This window comes from Variovorax brevis (assembly GCF_030317105.1).
Classification (GTDB): domain Bacteria; phylum Pseudomonadota; class Gammaproteobacteria; order Burkholderiales; family Burkholderiaceae_C; genus Variovorax; species Variovorax brevis.
The window spans coordinates 164,192-183,729 of the sequence record NZ_JASZYG010000008.1; the positions used below are offsets into that span (position 1 = coordinate 164,192).

At 66.4% G+C, this 19,538-nt stretch carries 18 protein-coding genes; 14 read left to right on the forward strand and 4 right to left on the reverse strand.

Annotation, left to right across the window (positions count from 1 at the left end):
- Positions 1-33 precede the first annotated feature (33 nt).
- Positions 34-702 (forward strand): Crp/Fnr family transcriptional regulator, encoded by a 669-nt coding sequence (locus tag QTI66_RS24655; RefSeq protein WP_286562676.1) that lies wholly within the window; start codon positions 34-36, stop codon positions 700-702.
- Positions 703-733: 31 nt separating this feature from the next.
- Here QTI66_RS24655 and QTI66_RS24660 read toward each other — a convergent pair whose 3' ends face one another.
- Both QTI66_RS24660 and QTI66_RS24665 read right to left on the reverse strand, forming a co-directional pair.
- Entirely contained in the window at positions 734-1,183 is a 450-nt protein-coding gene (locus QTI66_RS24660) for an META domain-containing protein (RefSeq protein ID WP_286562678.1), read from the reverse strand.
- A gap of 115 nt (positions 1,184-1,298) precedes the next feature.
- The gene (locus QTI66_RS24665) at positions 1,299-2,219 is read right to left on the reverse strand and encodes a tetratricopeptide repeat protein (protein WP_286562679.1); all 921 of its coding nucleotides are present in this window, start codon (positions 2,217-2,219) and stop codon (positions 1,299-1,301) included.
- A gap of 36 nt (positions 2,220-2,255) precedes the next feature.
- On the opposite strand from QTI66_RS24665, the gene purE reads away from it, so the two are divergent.
- The 3 genes from purE to QTI66_RS24680 are packed head-to-tail and all read left to right on the forward strand — an operon-like array spanning position 2,256 to position 4,977.
- The gene (purE, locus tag QTI66_RS24670) at positions 2,256-2,798 is read left to right on the forward strand and encodes a 5-(carboxyamino)imidazole ribonucleotide mutase (protein ID WP_286562680.1); all 543 of its coding nucleotides are present in this window, start codon (positions 2,256-2,258) and stop codon (positions 2,796-2,798) included.
- Positions 2,795-3,970, forward strand: coding sequence for a 5-(carboxyamino)imidazole ribonucleotide synthase (locus QTI66_RS24675; RefSeq protein WP_286562682.1), 1,176 nt, complete (start codon positions 2,795-2,797; stop codon positions 3,968-3,970). Before purE ends, QTI66_RS24675 begins: the two co-directional genes overlap by 4 nt.
- Positions 3,971-3,975: 5 nt before the next feature.
- Positions 3,976-4,977, forward strand: a complete 1,002-nt coding sequence (locus tag QTI66_RS24680) for an L-threonylcarbamoyladenylate synthase (protein WP_286562684.1) — start codon at positions 3,976-3,978, stop codon at positions 4,975-4,977.
- A gap of 135 nt (positions 4,978-5,112) precedes the next feature.
- On the opposite strand, the gene dacB is transcribed toward QTI66_RS24680, so the two are convergent.
- Positions 5,113-6,600, reverse strand: a complete 1,488-nt coding sequence (gene dacB / locus QTI66_RS24685) for a D-alanyl-D-alanine carboxypeptidase/D-alanyl-D-alanine endopeptidase (RefSeq protein ID WP_286562686.1) — start codon at positions 6,598-6,600, stop codon at positions 5,113-5,115.
- 34 nt (positions 6,601-6,634) lie between these two features.
- Between dacB and QTI66_RS24690 the strand changes: the two genes are divergently transcribed.
- From QTI66_RS24690 to QTI66_RS24730, 9 genes are all read left to right on the forward strand, one after another.
- The gene (locus QTI66_RS24690; RefSeq protein ID WP_286562687.1) at positions 6,635-7,651 is read left to right on the forward strand and encodes a DMT family transporter; all 1,017 of its coding nucleotides are present in this window, start codon (positions 6,635-6,637) and stop codon (positions 7,649-7,651) included.
- Positions 7,648-8,337: a tRNA (adenosine(37)-N6)-threonylcarbamoyltransferase complex dimerization subunit type 1 TsaB gene (tsaB, locus tag QTI66_RS24695; RefSeq protein WP_286562688.1), complete on the forward strand. Its 690-nt coding sequence runs from the start codon at positions 7,648-7,650 to the stop codon at positions 8,335-8,337. The genes QTI66_RS24690 and tsaB overlap by 4 nt, the downstream gene beginning before the upstream one ends.
- On the forward strand, positions 8,334-8,834 hold the full coding sequence (gene rimI / locus QTI66_RS24700; RefSeq protein ID WP_286562689.1) for a ribosomal protein S18-alanine N-acetyltransferase: 501 nt from the start codon (positions 8,334-8,336) through the stop codon (positions 8,832-8,834). Before tsaB ends, rimI begins: the two co-directional genes overlap by 4 nt.
- Before the next feature lie 8 nt (positions 8,835-8,842).
- The gene (locus QTI66_RS24705) at positions 8,843-9,622 is read left to right on the forward strand and encodes a uracil-DNA glycosylase family protein (protein ID WP_286562690.1); all 780 of its coding nucleotides are present in this window, start codon (positions 8,843-8,845) and stop codon (positions 9,620-9,622) included.
- A gap of 60 nt (positions 9,623-9,682) precedes the next feature.
- Complete coding sequence (pyrF, locus tag QTI66_RS24710; RefSeq protein ID WP_286562691.1) at positions 9,683-10,507, forward strand: orotidine-5'-phosphate decarboxylase; 825 nt, start codon at positions 9,683-9,685, stop codon at positions 10,505-10,507.
- A 177-nt stretch (positions 10,508-10,684) separates the two neighbouring features.
- The gene (locus QTI66_RS24715; protein WP_286562692.1) at positions 10,685-12,571 is read left to right on the forward strand and encodes a DUF1800 domain-containing protein; all 1,887 of its coding nucleotides are present in this window, start codon (positions 10,685-10,687) and stop codon (positions 12,569-12,571) included.
- 10 nt (positions 12,572-12,581) lie between these two features.
- A complete protein-coding gene (locus QTI66_RS24720; protein ID WP_286562694.1) occupies positions 12,582-14,039 on the forward strand; it encodes a DUF1501 domain-containing protein in 1,458 nt (485 codons plus the stop codon).
- A gap of 189 nt (positions 14,040-14,228) precedes the next feature.
- Positions 14,229-16,112, forward strand: a complete 1,884-nt coding sequence (locus tag QTI66_RS24725) for a DUF1800 domain-containing protein (protein WP_286562695.1) — start codon at positions 14,229-14,231, stop codon at positions 16,110-16,112.
- A 10-nt stretch (positions 16,113-16,122) separates the two neighbouring features.
- The gene (locus tag QTI66_RS24730; protein ID WP_286562696.1) at positions 16,123-17,577 is read left to right on the forward strand and encodes a DUF1501 domain-containing protein; all 1,455 of its coding nucleotides are present in this window, start codon (positions 16,123-16,125) and stop codon (positions 17,575-17,577) included.
- Between the two features lie 21 nt (positions 17,578-17,598).
- Here the strand turns inward: QTI66_RS24730 and QTI66_RS24735 are convergent, their stop codons facing one another.
- Positions 17,599-18,429: an IclR family transcriptional regulator gene (locus QTI66_RS24735; RefSeq protein ID WP_286562697.1), complete on the reverse strand. Its 831-nt coding sequence runs from the start codon at positions 18,427-18,429 to the stop codon at positions 17,599-17,601.
- A gap of 133 nt (positions 18,430-18,562) precedes the next feature.
- On the opposite strand from QTI66_RS24735, the gene QTI66_RS24740 reads away from it, so the two are divergent.
- Positions 18,563-19,525 carry an MBL fold metallo-hydrolase gene (locus QTI66_RS24740; RefSeq protein WP_286562698.1) on the forward strand — a complete coding sequence of 321 codons (963 nt, stop codon included), beginning with the start codon at positions 18,563-18,565 and terminating at the stop codon, positions 19,523-19,525.
- The last annotated feature ends 13 nt before the right edge of the window (positions 19,526-19,538 follow it).

Consider the following 19,538-nt stretch of genomic DNA (forward strand, 5'->3'; position numbering starts at 1 on the left):
CCACGGCGCGCAAGCGGGCTATATAGTCCGCGCATGCCGTCGCTTGCCTTGCGTCTCGCCGCCGCGGCCTCGCCCGCGCCGCCTCCTGCACTTTCGCCACCCGTCGATCGGCTGGCGGCCCTTGGGGTTCAGCGGCGCTTTCGCACCAACACCGTGATCATCGAAGAGGGTGAGACGGGCGACGCCATCTACGTCGTGCTCTCGGGCCGGCTGCGTGCCTTCGTGTCGGATTCCCGCGGGCGCGAGATCACGCTGGGCCTGCACGGGCCGGGCGAATACGTCGGCGAGATGTCCCTGGATGGCGGCAAGCGCTCGGCGAGCGTGCAGGCGGTCGAGCCCACCCTGTGTGCCGTGGTCACGCGCGAAACCGTGCTGCACCACATTGCCAACGACCCCGACTTCGCCTTGGCGCTGGTGCAGCGGTTGATCCGGCGCGCCCGGCTCGCCACCGAAAGCGCCCGCAGCATCGCCCTGCTCGACGTCTACAGCCGCCTGCGCGCCATGCTGGAGCAACGCGCCCAATTGCGTGAAGACGGCGCGCGAGTCATTGCCGAGCGCCTGACCCATCAGGCCATTGCCAGCGAGATCGGCTGTTCGCGAGAGATGGTGAGCCGCCTGCTCAAGGACTTGGAGGCCGGCGGCTACCTGGACGTCGTCCAGCGCCAGATCGTGTTGCTCAAGGATCTGCCGGCCCGCTGGTGACCGTTGGCGGGCTGTCCAGCGCCTGTCAGGTTCAGCGGGCGCTGCCGTCCAGCTTGGCCAGCGTCTGCCCGCGCGCGTCGAGCAGGATCAACTCGTTGCCGGAGATGCTGTAGCTGGTCGTGGCTTGCAGCGCGGCAAGAAAGCGGGCCTCCAGCTGGCCGCGCCCGGCATCGATGCAGGCCATGCGCGTGGACGCCAGCGGTCCGATCTTGAGCTGGGCGCCGGTGCGAAGGTAGCTGCCGGTGATCCGGTTGCAGCCACCCGAGCCGGTCACGCGCTTGTTGGCGCCATCGAAGGAGATCTGCGCGCTTTGCTGTGGGTCCTGGCTCGGAATGACAGGCTGCTCATCGATGCTGGCCAGCCGCCAGGTGCGCGCTTCGATCGGCTCATCCAGGCTCACGCTGCTGCACCCGGAAACGGCGAAGGCCAGGACAAGGGGCAGTGCCGCGCGGCAGAAGGCGAAGCGTGCGAGGAAGTGCATGGCATGTCCTTGTCCAACAATGGCTGTTTGGGCGCCATCGTAGCGTCAGACGGCCGCGGGCATGGGCAAAGGCGTCGTCCATTGCCCTGGACCGGGCTCGTTCAGGACTACCGGATCAGCTCAGGACCACGCTGCTCAGCCGGCGCCTGTAGGTCGACACGACTGGGTCGGCCGGCGGGATCTGGCCATCGGCAACCTTGACCTTGGGCGGCTCGATGATTTCGAGGATGGCCACGCAGGTCTTTCGCGCGAGTTCCTCGCTCCAGCTCTTGTCGCGCATCAGGATCTCGAGCAGTTCGTCCATGGCGTCGGTCCATTGCTGCGATGCCATCAGCAGGCGGGCGCGGTCGAAGCGTGCCTGGAAGTCGCGCTTGGCGGCGGCGATCTTCGCGTCGAGGTCGGCCAGCACAGGCGCGGCGCCGGTCACCGGATGCGCGAAGTCGATCGCGTCCATCCAGCGCTGCAGCGCGTCGAACCTGCGCACCAGCGACGTCTTGCTGATCACCGGCGCGAACGCGACCTTGGCGTCATCGTCGCGGCGTTCCTGCAGCAGCAGCTTGACGTAGTCGAAGCGGGTGTCATCGTTGGCCGGATCGGTGGCCACGGCTTGCTGCAGCCTTTCGAGGGCGCCTTCGGTGTCGCCTTCGGCCAGCGCAGCGGTGGCTTCGTCTTCCACCTGGGCGGCTTCGGCTTCATTCGCGGCGGGCACATGCTTGTCCAGGAACTGGCGAATCTGGTCGGCCGGAATGGCGCCCACGAAACCGTCCACGGGCTGGCCGCCCACGAACATGACGCAAAACGGAATGCTGCGCACGCCGAACATCTGCGAAAGCTGCTGCGAAATCTGCGGCACCTTGTCGGCGTCGAGCTTGGCCAGCGTGAAGCGGCCGGCGTATTCGACTTCCAGCTTTTCGAGCACGGGACCGAGCTGCTTGCACGGTCCGCACCATTCGGCCCAGATGTCCAGCAGGACCGGCGTCGTCGCGGAGCCGTCGATGAGATCGGCCTGAAAGTTGTCGAGAGTGATGTCAATCATCGGACGCAGCGGAGGGTGAAACGTAAAATTGGGACCATGAACCAAACAATTCAGGTCGGCGTCGTGATGGGCTCGAACTCCGATTGGGAGACGATGCGCCACGCGGTCGAGATTCTCCAGCAATTCGGCATTGCCCACGAAGCACGCGTTGTGTCGGCCCACCGGATGCCCGACGAATTGTTCGCCTACGCCTCCCATGCGGCCACCCGCGGCCTCTCGGCGATCATCGCCGGTGCCGGCGGCGCGGCCCACCTGCCCGGCATGCTGGCCTCCAAGACGACGGTGCCCGTGCTCGGCGTGCCGGTCGCAAGCCGCCACCTGCAGGGCGTCGATTCACTCTACAGCATCGTCCAGATGCCCAAGGGCGTTCCGGTTGCGACCTTTGCCATCGGCACCGCGGGCGCGGCGAATGCGGCGCTGTTTGCAGTGGCCATGCTGGCGGTTGGCAACCCGGCGCTGCGCAAGCAACTCGACGCATTCCGCGCCACGCAGACCGCGGCGGCAAGCGCGATGACCTTGCCGCCCCCCGGTGAAGACAATGTCTCGCCATTCACGCCGCAAGGCGGAGGTGCCTTGTGATATCCAAACAGCCGCTGCTGCCCGGCTCGACGCTGGGCGTTCTGGGTGGCGGCCAGCTGGGGCGCATGTTCGTGCATGCCGCGCAGCAGACCGGCTACTTCACCGTGGTGCTCGATCCGGACGCGGACAGCCCCGCGGGCCGCGTGAGCCACCACCACATCCATGCCGACTACCTGGACGGCGACGGTCTGGCGCGGCTGTCGCGCTTGTCCGATGCCGTGACCACCGAGTTTGAAAACGTGCCGGCCCGGGCGCTCGCATCGCTGTCGGGTGACCTGCCGGTGTCGCCGTCGGCCGAAGCGGTGTCCATCGCGCAGGACCGCGTTCGCGAAAAGGCGCATTTCCAGAGCTGCGGCGTGCCCTGCGCGCCCTATGCCGTCATCGAAACGGCGAGCCAGCTGTCGGCGGTGGAAGACCAGCTGTTGCCCGGCATCCTCAAGACTGCGCGCATGGGCTATGACGGCAAGGGCCAGCAGCGCGTGGCAACGCGTCCCGAGTTGTCCGCCGCATGGAAATCAGCCGGCGAAGTGCCCTGCGTGCTGGAAAAGCGCCTTGCCTTGTCCTATGAATGCTCGGTGATCGTGGCGCGTGGCCGCGACGGCTCCGCCGTCCACTTCCGGCCGCAGCGCAACCTGCATCGCGATGGCGTTCTTGCCGTGACGCAGGCGCATGAAGAAAACATGCCGCCGGACGTGGCCCAGCGCGCGGTCGATTCGGCCATGGCACTGGCCAAGGGCCTCGACTATGTCGGCGTGCTGTGCGTCGAATTCTTCGTGTTGCAGGACGGCTCGCTGGTCGTCAACGAAATGGCGCCGCGACCGCACAACAGCGGGCACTACACCATCGACGCCTGCGACCTGTCGCAGTTCGACCTGCAGGTGCGCACGCTGGCCGGGCTGCCGCTGATGGCGCCGCGCCAGCACAGCCCTGCGATCATGCTGAACCTCATGGGCGACCTGTGGTTTGCCAAGGGCCCCAACGCGGTGGTGCCGCCGTGGGCAGAGGTGCTGGCGCTGCCCGGCGCTCATTTGCATCTCTATGGCAAGGAAGATGCGCGCCGCGGCCGGAAGATGGGGCACCTCAACATCACAGCGCCCACCATCGACGCCGTGCGCGCCACGGCCGAGCGCGCCGCCGACTTGCTCGGCCTGCCGTCGCCTTTCGTGGCCTGAGCGTCATGATTCTTGACGGGCAGTCGCCCGGTGCCATCGAAGAAGCAGCACGCGTGCTGCGTGCGGGCGGGTTGGTCGCCTTTCCGACGGAAACCGTCTACGGGCTGGGCGCCGATGCGACCAACGACGCGGCCGTCGCCGGCATCTTCAAGGCCAAGGGCCGGCCGAGCGATCATCCGCTGATCGTGCATGTGTGCGCGGGCGAGAAGGGCGACGAGGCGCTGTCGCGCTTTGCGCTGCCCTTGCCGCCCTTTGCAATGGACCTGGTGCATGCCTTCTGGCCCGGTCCGCTCACCTTGATCGCGGCGCGCCAGTCCGGCGTGGGCGCGGCGGCTGCCGGCGGACAGGACACCATTGGCCTGCGCTGTCCTTCGCATCCGGTGGCGCAGGCGCTCCTGGTGGCGTGCGCCGAGCATGGCGTGGCGGGTGTGGCGGGTCCGAGCGCCAATCGCTTCGGGCGCGTGAGCCCGACCACGGCGGCGCACGTGCACGACGAGTTCGGCGACGAATTGCTAATCGTCGACGGTGGTGCCTGCGAAGTGGGCATCGAATCGACCATCGTCGACTGCAGCCGCGGCGTGCCGGTGCTGCTGCGCCCCGGCGTGATCACCCGCGAGCAGATCGAGGCGGCGTGCGGCGAGAAGCTGCGCGACAAGAACGACCTTTCCGCGCCCGATCCACGCGCTTCCGGCACGCTCGACGCGCACTACGCGCCAAGCGCCAAGGTGCGCCTGATGGACGCCAAGGCGATGCAGACTGGGCTGGAGGTGCTGGGTGCCAATGCCGCGCACATCGCCGTGTGGTCGCGCGCACCGCTCAAGAGCCGCTCGTCACGCGTGGTGCTGCGGCGCATGCCGGACGATGCGGCCGCGACTGCGCAGCTTCTTTTTGCGGTGCTGCGCGACTTTGACGCGCAGGGCGTCAAGCTCATCTGGGTCGAGACGCCGCCCGACACGCACGACTGGGAAGGCGTGCGCGACCGGCTGCAACGCGCTGCTGCGTCCTGAAGAAAAGCGACTCGTGCGCCCCGTCACTGCGATCGAATGACGCAACTTCGAGGCCTTCGAGCGCGCCGATCCTGCTGTTTCGCAAATTGCGCGCGCCGCCGCGAGGCATAGCGGCGTGGCCAAGGAAGTGGCCGATCAGTTGTCTTGCGCCGTCCAGTCCACCAGCGCATCGAAGGCATTGCGCGCTGCGGCTGCATTGGCGTGGTTGGCGATGGCGACGAGCACGTAGCGCCTCCCACTGGCACCATCCACATAGCCGGCGACCCCGGCCACGCCCGCTTCGGGCATCGTCCCCGACTTGAGATGCGCCGCCGCGCCCGAGCGCAGCGCGCGCTTTCGCAGCGTGCCGTCGACGCCGACGATGGGCAGCGAAGACATCAACTCCGGCATCGCCGGCGAGCGCCAGGCAACCTGCAGCATCCGTCCCAATCCCTCGGCAGTGACGCGCCCCTCGAGCGACAGGCCCGAGCCGTTGTCGATCACCGGCTGGCCCTGGCCGGTGCCGATGCGGTCGTTCCACCACTGGCGCACGGTGGCGCGCGCACTGTCGAAGTTGCCCTTGCGCTTGCTTTGCAGCCCCAGCGTGAGGAAGAGCTGGTCGGCCATCACGTTGTTGCTGTATTTGTTGATGTCGCGGATCACTTCGGCCAGCGGTGGTGAGCTTGCTTCGAAGACGGCCGTCAACCCGGCAGGGACGCGGCCTTCGCGCACCTGCCCCTTGATCTGGCCGCCCATCTCGCCCCACATGCCGCCGATGGCACGGGCGGCAAAGCTGCGCGGCTCGGGGTACGCCAGCGCCCAGGTCAATTCACCGCAGCCAGAGGGAAAGCTGCCGCCGAACTGCATGCGCGTCGCCTTGAAATCGGCACGCAACTGCGTTCGCCAGTCGCCGCAGCCGCCGCTGGCAGACGGCGCGATCGGCACCGTGGCCTGCGTCGTGACGCCGGCCAGCGGCGGATCGTAGGTCACGTGCGCCAGTTGCCCGTTCGGATCGGGCATGAAAGTCATCACGACCGACTTGAAGTTGATCAGCAGCGCGTCGGCGCCCGCGTTGTACGACTTGAGCGGCCGGCCGTCGAAGGCACCCGGATCGGGCTCGCCGGTGTCGAAGGCACTGCGGTCGAGCACGATGTCGCCGTTGATCGTCTTGATGCCCAGGCCCTGCACGCGGCGCAGCAAGAGCCAGAGGCGCTCGAGCACCAGCGTGGGATCGCCGCTGCCCTTGATGTAGAGGTTGCCTTCGAGCGTGTTGCCCTGGATGGGCCCCTCGACGTACACCGGCGTCGACCAGGTGAAGGCCGAGCCGAGCAGGTCCAGCGCCGCATAGGTGGTCACCAGCTTCATCACGGAGGCCGGGTTGACCTTTTCCTGCGAGCGCCAAGCCAGGCGGGGCGGGCGTTGCTCATCGACGTCGGCCACCAGCATCGTGACGGCCTCGCGAGGCACCTTGGCGCGGGCCAGGGCGGCATCGACCTCGCGCGGCAAGACTTGCGCCTGCGAGAGGCTTGCATGGCTGAAAAAGCCGAGCGCCAGCGCCGCGACGGCGCGCCGCGTGAATTGCGCAAACCGGGCAAACCGGGCAATCGGGTCAGACGGGGCAAACAGGGAATAGGCCGTGGGCATGCGCCGGATTATCCCGGCCTCGATAATCGGCAGGATGCCCGCCACCCCTTCGTCGACCCGCCTTTCGCCCCGCGCTATCGGCATCGGTGCGGCAGTCATCACCGTCGTGGTGTGGACCGCCTTCATCGTCATCGCCCGCGCATCGGCCGCCCGATCGCTGACGCCCTTCGACATCACCTTTGCGCGCGTCTGCGGCGCCAGCCTGTTCCTGCTGCCAGCAGGCTTCTGGCTGGTGACGAAGGCGCGCCGGACCGATCCTGCGGCGGGCTCGCTCTTCGGCCTGTCGCCGCTGCCGCTTCGCATCACCGCCATTGCGGGTGCGCTGGGCGGCGTGGCCTATGCCGTGTTGGCGTACGCCGGTTTTTTCTACGCGCCGGCGGCGCACGCTTCGGTGCTCATGCCCGGGAGCCTGCCGTTGTGGACCGCCTTGCTGGCCGCATGGTTCCTGCGCGACCGCATCACGCCTGCACGGGCGCTGGGCCTGGCCCTCATCGTGGCGGGGGATCTGCTCGTGGGTGGGCGCAGCCTGCTGAACGCCTTTGAGGGCGGCGAGGTATGGAAGGGCGACCTGCTTTTCATGAGCGCTGCCTTTTGCTGGGCCTGCTACAGCGTGCTGGCGCGGCGCCACGGGCTCGACGCGGTGCGCGCCACCATCGCGCTGACCGTTTTTGCTTTCATGACCTATGTGCCGGTGTACCTGCTGATCATCGCGGCGGGATGGGTCAACTCCCACATCGGCACCGCGCCCTGGGGTGAGTTCGCCTTTCAGATGTTCTTCCAGGGCGTTGGCTCGGTGGTGATTTCTGGCATCACGTTCACGCGGATGATCCAGCACTTCGGGCCGGTGCGCTCGACCATGATCACGGCCGTCGTTCCGGGCCTTTCGGCGCTGGGCGCGGTGATTTTCCTGGATGAGCCGCTTTACTGGAACCTGATCGCCGGCTTGCTGCTGGTCACGGCGGGCATCCTGTTCGGGGTGCAGAAAGCTGCCGCCGGCAAGGTTGCGGCGGCCGCCAGCGTGCCGCGCGTGGCGGGGCAGGCCGACGCATGACGGCCGTACGGCTTCTGGCCTTCGACACCAGCACGGAAACCCTGTCCGTGGCCTTGCGCCATGGCGACGACGTCGTCGAACGCAACAGCGCCGGCGGCGCGCAGGCGTCCAGCACGCTGATTCCCGCAATCCAGTCGCTGCTGGCCGAGGCGGGCCTGCGACTGCGCGACCTCGACGCCATCGCCTTCGGGCGGGGACCGGGCTCCTTCACCGGATTGCGCACGGCCTGCTCGGTGGCGCAGGGGCTGGGCTTTGGCGCGGGCGTGCCGCTGCTGCCCATCGACACGCTGCATGCCGTGGCCGAAGATGCGCGCCATCGTTTCGGCGTGGACCGCGTGGTGGCGGTGCTCGATGCGCGCATGGATCAGGTCTACGCGGCGCCGTATGACTTCAGCGGAGATGGCGCTTGCGACGCCGAGCCCCGACTGCTGGCGCCGGAAGAGGTCCAGGTGCCGGCAGGCTGGGTGCTGGCCGGCAACGCCTTCGATGCCTACGGCGAGCGTCTGCCGGCTGCGGCCGCGCGCCATCCGGCCCTGCCGGGCGCGGCGGCGATGCTGCGGCTGGCCCCCGCCCTGCTGGCCGCCGGCTGCACGGTGGCGCCGTCGGATGCATGGCCTCTCTACGTTCGCGATAAAGTGGCGCAAACCACGGCAGAACGGGCCGCGGCCAAGCATCCAGCAGCATGAGCGCCATCCTCCAGTCCTTCGAAGCCCGCCTCGAGCCCATCACCATGGATTGGCTCGACGCCGTCTGCGCGATTGAAAACAGCGCCTACACCCACCCGTGGACGCGCGCCAACTTCACCGATTCGCTGAGCGTGGGCTACCACTGCCAGATGCTGATCGCCGGCGACACCCTGCTGGGCTATTTCGTGGCGATGAAGGGCGTGGACGAGGTGCACCTGCTCAACATCACCGTCGCGCCGGCGCACCAGCGTCAAGGCTGGGCGCCCCTGATGCTCGAAGCACTTGCCGGCTGGGCGCGTTCGCAAGCTGCCCTGTGGCTGTGGCTGGAGGTGCGCGCCAGCAACCAGCGCGCCATCGACATCTACACGCGCAACGGATTCCGCCGCGTGGGCGTTCGCAAGGGCTACTACCCCGCGCTGGAAAACCGCCGGGAAGACGCTGTCGTCATGAGCCTGCGGCTGGACGAGACCGGAACCGCCTGGGGCGCACTGAAATGACAGACCTCGTGACGGCCCCGAATACGCTGAACCTCGACAAGCGTCAACGCGAGATGCTGGAGGCGATGGGCATCAAGGTCTGGTGGCCGGAGACGCCGACCGCCTTTGCTGCGACAGAGCCGCCCGTCAAGGAGCCTGAACCGCGCCCCGTGCCCGTGCGCGATCCGCCTGCGCCGTCGAGGCCCGAACCGGTGGAGGAGCCCAAGGCGCCGCCCGCACCTTCCGCTGCACCAACCCGCCAACCCGTCACAGCCGCGTCGCAAGGCGCCTCCGGCGTGCTGGTCGATGCGCCGCGGCGTCTCTACGGCGGCCAGGACGAAGCAGTCCGCGGTGGCTGGCTGATCGTCGCCGACATGGCGCCGGACACGCTCGGCCGTTATGCCGCACCCTTCGACGGCGACGAAGGCCGCTTGCTGGACAACATGCTGCGCGCCCTGCAACTCCACAGTGGCGCCGCGCCTGTGCATCTGGTGCGGACACACCGTGGCACCACCTCGGCGGGCGACGGATTGCCACGGCCCTTCGAAGAGGCATTCGCGCCGCAAATGGAACCGCTCTCGCCGCGCGTGGTACTGGCCCTGGGTCCGCTGGCTGCGCAGAGCCTGCTGCAGCGCGCCGGGCCGATCGGCAAGCTGCGCGGCGAAGTCGTGCCGCTGGCGTTGCTGCCGGGCGCCCACGTGGTTGCGACTTACCACCCGGCGTACCTGCTGCGCGCCGGTGCGGACAAGTCCAAGGCGTGGGCCGACCTGTGCCTTGCGGCGGCAGTGTTTGAGCGCGGCGCGAGTTAGAGCGTCAACAGAGCGTCCGACGGCGCCGCTCGAAAAAGGGGTGCCGCCTAAAATCCCGGCATGACTTTCCTTGAACAGCTGCGCGGTGCCGCCCAGCAAAACCGCTCGATGCTGTGCGTCGGCCTCGATCCGGAACCCACGCGATTTCCGGGTGCCCTCAAGGGCGACGCGACCCGAATCTATGACTTCTGCGCCCGCATCGTCGATGCCACCGCCGACCTGGTGATCGCCTTCAAGCCCCAGATTGCCTACTTTGCGGCGCACCGGGCGGAAGACCAACTGGAAAAGCTCATGGAACACATGCGCCGCAACGCACCGCATGTGCCGGTCATTCTGGACGCCAAGCGCGGCGACATCGGGTCCACCGCCGAGCAGTACGCCATCGAGGCCTTCGAGCGCTACGGGGCGGATGCGGTCACGCTTTCGCCCTTCATGGGATTCGATTCGGTGTCGCCCTATCTCAAATATGAAGGCAAGGGCGCCTTCCTGCTGTGCCGCACCAGTAACCCGGGCGGCGACGACCTGCAGGCGCAGCGCCTGGCCAGCGTGCCGGGCGAGCCCTTGTTGTATGAACATGTTGCCCAATTGGCGCAGGGGCCGTGGAATCTGAACGGCCAACTGGGCCTCGTCGTGGGCGCGACCTACCCTGCGGAGATCGAGCGCGTGCGTGCGCTGGCGCCCACGTTGCCGCTGCTGATCCCCGGCGTGGGCGCGCAAGGAGGCGATGCGGTCGCCACTGTCAAGGCCGGCTGGCGGCCGGATGCGCCGATCATCGTCAATTCATCACGCGCAGTGATTTATTCGTCGTCGGGCGACGACTTCGCCGAGGCCGCCCGCCGCCAGGCAACGCGCACGCGCGACGAACTCGAAGCGGCGCGCGCCTGATCCTGGCGTTCGGGCCCGCGCGGGCCTGTACTGTGTGTCAGGGACTGTAAAAGTCACTGGGCCTTACAGACCCCGAATTTCTCCCACTTAGAGTCGCCGCCGAGGTCGGTCAGCCACCCACGTGGCACCGGCCTCAAGCGTCGGGGGTGCCTTCGCACCCGGTACCAAAGGGAGTCCATGGTGGAGTTTTCCGAGACCGATCGTGCCTGCACGATCGAAGCGCAAGTGCGCGCCTTCGAATCGCAAGGTGCAGGTGAAACGGGCAGTCGCATGTCGCTGAGCGCCATGCTCGGGGCGTCCGCCGCGGTGCTGACTGCGTGCGGCGGTGGTGGCGGTGGTGGTGGTGGCGGCACCGGCAGCGGTGCGGCGGATGGCGCTCACGCAAACACTGCCGGCAAAACCGGGCAGCCGACCCTTTCGCATGCGCTGGCCGAAAGCAGCGCCAATGCCGGATCGCTGGCGCCGCTGCACGATACGCACACGGCATCAACCTACGCCTATCTCACGCCCCGCAACGATGAGGAGGCGGCGCGATTCCTGCTGCAGGCGCAGGCCTGGGCCACTGATGCGGACATCGCAGCGGTGCGCAGCCAGGGCTACCTCCCTTGGCTGGCGATGCAACTGGATGCGCCCAAGACCCAGACCGGCTGGGACTGGGTCGCCAGCAAGGGCTACAAGACCGTCACCTTTGACAACATGGTGTGGTCGCAGCTCATGGCGTCGCCCGATGGCCTGCGCAAGCGGCTGGCGTTGGCGCTCAGCGAGATCTTCGTGGTCTCGGGCGCCGAAATGGTCACGAGCTGGCCGGAATACCTCATGGCGCAGTATTGGGACACCCTGGTGGCGGGCGTGACTGGAAACTTCCGGACGCTGCTCGAGGACATCACGCTCAACCCCGCGATGGGCCACTACCTCAACACCAGGGGCAACCAGAAGGAAAACGCGCAAGGCCGCCAACCGGACGAGAACTTCGCGCGCGAACTCATGCAACTGATGAGCATCGGGCTGCATCAACTCGACGCCAAAGGAAACGTGCGGCTCGGCAGCGACGGCGCACCGATCGACACCTGTACCCAGGACGACGTGATGAACCTGGCGCGCGTCTTCACCGGCTACGACGTCGACATTGCCGCGGCCGAGCGCAGCGCCTTCACGCTGCCCGGCCAGACGACGAAGATCGATTCCAATGGCTGGACCACCCGGCCGATGGCGCTCAATGCGGCGAAGCATTCGATGCTGGCGGCGAATTTTCTCGGGGTCACCGTGCCCGCCAACACCGAGGGCAAGGTGGCGTTGAAGATCGCACTCGATGCGCTCTTCCACCATCCCAACGTCGGCCCCTTCATCGGCAGGCAACTCATCCAGCGGTTGGTGACGAGCAATCCCGGTGCGGAGTACGTGGGCCGCGTGGCGGCTGTTTTCGCGGACAACGGCAAGGGTGTGCGCGGCGACATGAAAAGCGTCTTTGCCGCCGTCCTGATGGACAACGAGGCGCGCGGGCCTGCAGGTCTCACCGATCCCCACTACGGGCGACTGCGCGAGCCGATGCTGCGGCTGGTGCAATGGGCGCGCACCTTCGGGGCCACCTCGGCCAAGGGCCACTGGCACGTGGGCAACACCTCCGATGCCAGCGCCAGGCTCGGGCAGAGTCCGCTGCGCTCGCCCTCGGTCTTCAACTTCTTCCGGCCCGGCTACACACCAGCATCGGCCGCATTCGCAAGCACAGGCCTCGCGGCGCCGGAATTCGAACTGGTGAACGAGGTCAGCGTGAGTGGCTACCTCAACTACATGCAGAGCGTGCTGCTCAACGGCATCGATGCGAAGGACATCACGGCGAGCTATGCAGCCGAAAAGGCGTTGGTGCTGGACCCGTCGGCCCTTGTGGCGCGGCTGAACCTTGTCCTGTGCGCCAACCAGCTTTCAGCCGCCACGCAGGCGCTCATCGTCAATGCGCTGGCCACGCCTGCGGTGAATGCAGCGAGCACCGATGCCACCAAGCTCAACCGCGTCTACGCCGCGGTGCTGCTGGTGATGGCCTCGCCCGAATACCTGGTCCAGAAATGAGGAGCGCACCATGCATTTGATCGACCCCCAAGGCCACACTCGCCGCGCCTTCCTGCGCCGTTCGGGCCAGCTCGCCATGGCAGGCACAGCGCTGCCCTTCGCGCTCAATCTTGCCTCTGTCGCTGACGCGGCGGCGCAGACCGCCGACAGCGACTACAAGGCGCTGGTCTGCGTGTACCTCTATGGCGGCAGTGACTACGCCAACACCGTCATCACGTACGACGACCCCAGCTACAACGCCTACAGCATGATTCGTGGCGGCGGCGCTGGCCAAGGCGCCGGCGGCATCGCAATCGGCAAGGCCGCCCTGGAGGCCACGCGGCTGGATCCGACGACGCCGCTGCCGGAGGGGCGGCAATACGCACTCCACCCTTCGATGACCTCGCTCGCAAGGCTCTTCAACAAGGGCCAGGTCGGCGTGCTGCTCAACGCGGGGCCACTCGTCGAGCCCATCACGCGCGCCCAGTTTGTGGCCGGGTCAAGAAGAGTTCCGCCAAAGCTGCTGTCGCACATCGACCAGCAGGCCGTGTGGCAGGCTTCGTCGCCGCAAGGATCGAAAGTGGGATGGGGCGGCAATATGGGCGAACTCGCCCTTGCTCAAAACACGGGCGCGCTCTTTACCTGCATTTCCGTCACCGGCAACACCGTTTTTCTTTCGGGGGATACCGCGGCGCACTACCAGATCGGCACCAATGGAGCCATCGCAATCAGCGCGATGAAATATGTTCCCTTCGGTTCGTCGTCCGTGAAAGCGGCCATGGCGCAATTGGTGCAACAGGCGAGCGGCCATGCGCTGGAGAACGAATACAGCCGGGTGACCCGGCGCTCGGTCGCTGCGGAAGGCACGGCCACTTCGGCCATCGGGGCGCCCCATGCTTCGGGTGCCTTTCCAGCCGGCAACAGTCTCGCGTCACAGCTGGCGATGGTTGCGCGCCTCATTCGTGGTCGATCGGTGTTGGGTGTCAAGCGCCAGGTTTTCATGGTGGGAATGGGCGGCTTTGACTTGCACGACAATCTCGTCGCCCGACAGGCTGGCCTGCTTGGCAGCCTGAGCGACGCGATGTCGGCATTCCATGAGGAGATGGTGGCCCAGGGGCTGGCGGATCAGGTCACGCAGTTCACGGCTTCGGACTTCGGCCGCACGTTGACCTCCAACGGCGATGGCTCCGATCACGGTTGGGGTGGCCATCACTTCATCGTCGGCGGTACGGTCAAGGGCAAGCAAAGGATCTACGGTCATGCGCCGGTGGTGAACATCAGCAACCTGCCGAACCATGAAGGCTACGAGGGGCACATCGGCCAGGGCCGCCTGATTCCGACGACGTCGGTCGATCAATACGCTGCGACGCTGGCAAGGTGGTTTGGTGTGTCGGCCGCGAATCTGGCGGATGTGGTCCCGAACCTGAGGACCTATGGCGGTACGGCCAACGGTCTTGCCTATCCACGGGATCTGGGCTTCATGGCGTAGCCAATGAATTGCGGCGCTCCATGCGGGTGCCGACATTTCTCGTCAGTCACGCCTTTAGTGTCGGCGTTTGTGACCTGAATGGTCGCAAATCCCGCATCTCGCTGGCAAAAGCCGGCCAGGAAATGAACGAACTCGCCTCGGCACGGCGCTTGCCTATTCAAGGCGAGTGCTGCGCACAGGGGAGATTTGGTGTTTCAAAAGAAAAAGAGCGACCGCCTCAACGCGGTCGAGGACATTGCGCGCGCGCAACCACTATCGGCTGATCAACCGGTGCCTGCATCGACCGGCGGGTGGCTTGCGCCGGCCACGGTGGCGGCCACGTCAGTGGCCATGGCGGCGTGCGGTGGTGGTGGCGGAGGCAGTGGCGACAGCGGCGGCGCCAGCGATGAATCCGACGCCCGCGCCGATGCGCTGAACGGCTCCGGAGTCAGCGGCCCCAAGGCCTCTGGCAGTGCGACCGTGTTGGCTCCATTGGTCTCCACGCCAACTGGCCGAACCTACGCCTACCGGACGCCCGCATCCGACGCCGAAGCCGCCCGCTTCCTGCTGCAGGCGCAGATGTCCGCCTTGCCGGCTGAGATTGCTGCGGTGCGTGCCAAGGGCTACGCGGCTTGGCTGAGCGAGCAGTTCTCCATCCCGAAAACACAAGGCGGCTGGGACTGGATCGCGAGCAAGCCCTACAACGCGGACGTCGGCGACAACATGCTGTGGGCGCAGCTCATCGCGTCCAGCGACGGGATGCGCAAGCGCATGGCACTCGCGCTCAGCGAGATCTTCGTGATCTCGATCGGGAGCATTGCCGTCAACTGGATCCGCCACGCGGTGGCGCACTACTGGGACATCCTGGTGGCGGGCGTGACAGGTAATTTTCGTTCCCTGCTGGAAGCCGTCACGCTCAATCCGGCCATGGGCGCCTTCCTCAATACGCGGGGCAACCAGAAGGAAAACGCGCAGGGGCGCGAGCCTGACGAAAACTTCGCGCGTGAAGTCATGCAGCTCATGACGATTGGCCTTTACCAGCTCGACGCCAAGGGCAACGCCAAGACAGCCGCCGATGGCGTGACCAGGCTGCCGAGCTACACGCAAGACGATGTCAGCAATCTGGCGCGGGTCTTCACGGGGTACGACCTCAACATTGCCAGCGGCGAAAAGAATGCCTTCGCGGTCCCCGGCCAATCCATCCGTATCGAGACGAACGCATGGACGCGCCGGCCGATGTCTTTCGACGCCTCCCGGCATTCGACGCTGGAAGCCAGGTTCCTGGGTGCCACGGTGCCCGCCAACACGGATGGCAAGACAGCGCTCAAGATGGCCCTGGACACGCTGTTCAAGCATCCCAACGTCGGTCCGTTCATCGGCAAACAACTCATACAACGCCTCGTCACGAGCAACCCGAGCGCTGACTACGTCGGCCGCGTGGCGGCGGTATTTGCCGACAACGGTGCCGGCGTGCGCGGCGACATGAAGAGCGTGTTCGCCGCCGTGTTGCTGGACAACGAAGCGCGCGATCCAAAAGGCCCGACTGACCCGAAATTCGGGCGACTTCGCGAGCCCATGTTGCGGATGGTCCAGTGGGCGCGCACCTTTGGTGCGACGTCCTTGTCTGGCAACTGGAACATCGGCAACGCGTCCAACGCAGCGTCCCAGCTCGGTCAAAGCCCGCTGCGCGCACCATCCGTGTTCAATTTTTTCCGACCTGGCTACGTCCCGCCATCCACCGCCATTGCGCGTGCCAGGTTGGTGGCGCCAGAGTTCCAGTTGGTCAACGAAACGACCGTCGCCGGCTACATCAACTACATGCAGCGCGTGGTGCTGGGTGGCCCCTACACCGGAGATGTGATCGCCCGCTATACCGCCGAAAAGGCGCTCGTGCTCAATGCCGGGGCGCTCGTGGACCGGCTCAACCTGCTGTTGTGCGCCAACCAGCTCTCCGCAGCCACGCGCGGGCTCATCGTCAATGCGTTGGCGACGCCCGCGCTGAACGCGGCGAGCTCCGACACGCTCAAGCTCCACCGCATCTGCTCGGCGGTGCTGCTGGTCATGGCTTCGGCCGAATACCTGATCCAGAAATGAGGCGCATGCCATGCAGTTGATCGATCCTCAAGACCAATCACGTCGAGCCTTCCTTCGCCGCACGGGCCAGTTCGCGATGACGGGCGCGGCGCTGCCCTTCGCCCTCAATCTGGCTGCGATGGCAGAGGCGGCCGCGCAGACGGCCACCGACTACAAAGCCCTCGTCTGCGTCTTCTTGCTGGGCGGCAACGACCAAGCCAACACCGTCGTCACCTACGACGAACCCAGCTACAACGCGTACAGCCAGATTCGCGGCGGTGCCCCGGGTCAAGGCGGCATCGCCATCCCCCGATCCGCGCTCACGCCAACGCTCCTCAAGCCCACGAATCCTTTGCCCGATGGACGGCAATTCGCGCTGCATCCGTCGATGGCTGACATGGCCCATCTCTACAACAACGAAGGCAAGGTTGCGGTGCTGTTGAACGTCGGCTCGCTGGTCGAGCCGATCACGCGCAGGCAAGTCCGCGACGGCTCGCGGGACGTTCCGCCCAAGCTCTTCTCGCACAACGACCAGCAGTCGATCTGGCAGTCCTCCTCGCCGGAGGGATCGACCATCGGTTGGGGCGGCAACATCGGCGACCTGGTGCTGGGCCAGAACACCAACGCGCTGTTCACCTGCATTTCCGTGACCGGCAACGCCGTGTTCCTGTCCGGCGACACCGCCATGCAGTACCAGCTCAGTTCCGCAGGGGCCGTGGCGATCCATGGCATCAAGGACGGGGCCATCTTTTCCTCACGATCCGTGAGTGCGGCGTTGGCGCAGATCGTCCAGCAGCAGCGCACCCACCTGCTTGAGAACGAGTACAACGCGGTCACGCGGAGATCGATCGCCACGGAAGGCATCGTCACGGACGCCATGGGCCAGCCATACCCCGCCAACGCTTTCAGCGCGGACAACGACCTGGCATCCCAGCTCGAAATCGTGGCCCGCCTCATCCGGGGCCGCTCCACGCTGGGCGCCAGGCGGCAGGTGTTCTTCGTGTCCATGGGCGGCTTCGACCTGCACGACAACCTCATCGCCAAGCAACCACGACTGCTGGGCAACCTGAGCACCGCCATGACGCAGTTCCACAGGGAAATGGTTGCGCTGGGCCTGTCGAACCAGGTGACGCAGTTCACCGCCTCGGACTTCGGCCGCACGCTCGCTTCCAACGGCGACGGATCCGATCACGGCTGGGGCAGCCACCACTTCGTCGTCGGCGGCGCGGTGAAGGGCAAGGACAAGATCTACGGCACGCCGCCGGTGGTGAGCATCAACAGCAACCCCGCGCTGCCGGGCTACGAAGGCCACGTGGGCGGCGGGCGCCTGATTCCGTCCACGTCCGTCGACCAGTACGCAGCGACGCTCGCCAAGTGGTTCGGCATTTCGGAAGCGAACCTGCCGGGCATCCTGCCGAACCTCAAGAACTTCGGCGTCACCGCCAACGGCATCGACTACCCGAAGGACGTCGGGTTCATGGCCTGAGGCTGTTCGGACCTCGCGCGCTCAACTATTGCGCGGCTGCAGTGCGCCCAGGCGCTGTGACACCTCGTCAGCGCAACGCTTGAGGGCACGCGCCAGCTTGCCATCCCACGCCGTGTCGAAAATGCCCGCCGGCCCGATGCCGGTGAGGGCCAGCACGATGGCGCCGGTGTGGTCGAACACGGGCGCCGACATCGCGTTGATGCCCGGAATCACCTCGCTTTCCGACCGGCTCAGGCCATGCTTGCGCACTTCCTGCAACTGGGCTTCGAAAGCCTTCCATTCCGGCAGGGCGGCCCGTGGCGGCATGCCCGGCTCGCTTTTTTCATGATGGGCGTCTTCGCGCTGGCGCTCCCCTTCGAGCAACCTCCGAACCTCTGAAGCATCCAGGTAAGCCCCGAACACCCGCCCCGACGCCGTGTTGGTGAGCGAGAACACCGTGCCATGCCGCATGTTGACGTGCACCGGCGCGGGCGACTCTGCAATCCGCACGATGGTCGCGCCGCGCGCACCCCACACAGCGATCGCCACCGTCTGCCCGATTTCCTGCGCCAGCTCCGCGATGAGCGGCGTCGCCACGTGCACCGGGTTGGCCTGCTGCAAGCTGATGAGCCCCAGTTGCAGCGCCAAGGGCCCAAGCTGATAGTGGCCATTCGAACGGTCTTGCTCGATCAAGCCCAATCGGCCGAAACTGACCATGTAGGGATGCGCCTTGGCGGCCGACATGTCCGCGTCCCTTGCGAGGTCCTTGAGCGCCATCGGGCGGCCGTGATGCACCAGCGCGCGCAGCAACTGGCCGCCCACCTCGATGCTCTGGATGCCGCGTTGCGCACGGTCGTTGTCATTGGCCATCAAGCACCTCGTTTATTCGCGTATGGAAAAAGCATTAGACATTATCTGATCTTCGGCCTACACTCCGTCCATTCGTTCAGTGCAAATTCATTTTGTTTAGACGAACGCCAAAACCCCAACGCAGGAGACACGCACGATGAGCCAGCCCGCCAAAGCCTTCGCCAGCCAAGCCGACCTCGAAGAGAAAAAGGTCAGCTTCACCAAGCTTTCGGACAACGCGTACGCGTACACGGCCGAGGGCGACCCGAACACCGGCGTCATCATTGGCGACGACGCGGTGATGGTCATCGACACGCAGGCCACCCCGGTGATGGCGCAGGACGTGATCCGCCGCATCCGCGAGGTGACGGACAAGCCCATCCAATACGTCGTGCTCAGCCACTACCACGCGGTGCGCGTGCTGGGCGCCTCGGGCTACAAGCCGCAGCACATCATCGCCAGCCGCGACACCTACGACCTGATCGTCGAGCGCGGCGAGCAGGACAAGGCGAGCGAAATCGGCCGCTTTCCGCGCTTGTTCCAGGCCGTGGAATCGGTGCCGCCGGGGCTCACCTGGCCGACCATCACCTTCTCGGGAACGATGTCGATCTGGCTGGGCAAGCTCGAAGTGCAGCTCATCCAGCTCGGCCGCGGACACACCAAGGGCGACACGGTGGCGTGGCTGCCGCAGCAAAAGATCCTGTTCTCCGGCGACTTGGTCGAGTTCGACGCCACGCCATACGCCGGCGACGCCTACTTCAAGGACTGGCCGCAAACCCTGGACAACATCGCCGCGATGAATCCCGTGGCGCTCGTGCCCGGCCGCGGCGACGCGCTGACGACGCCCGGGCAAGTGGCCGCCGGGTTGGCCGGCACGCGCAGCTTCATCGCCGACATGCATGCGGCGGTGCAGGCCGGCGTGAAGAACGGCAAGGACCTCAATGCCGTCTACAAGGACGTCTATGCCGCGCTCAAGCCCAAGTATGGCCACTGGGTCATCTTCGACCACTGCATGCCGTTCGACGTGTCACGCGCCTTTGACGAAGTGACGCGGCACGCCGACCCGCGCATCTGGACGGCCGAGCGGGACGTGGAAATGTGGAAGACCCTCGAATCCTGACCGGCGGCTGACG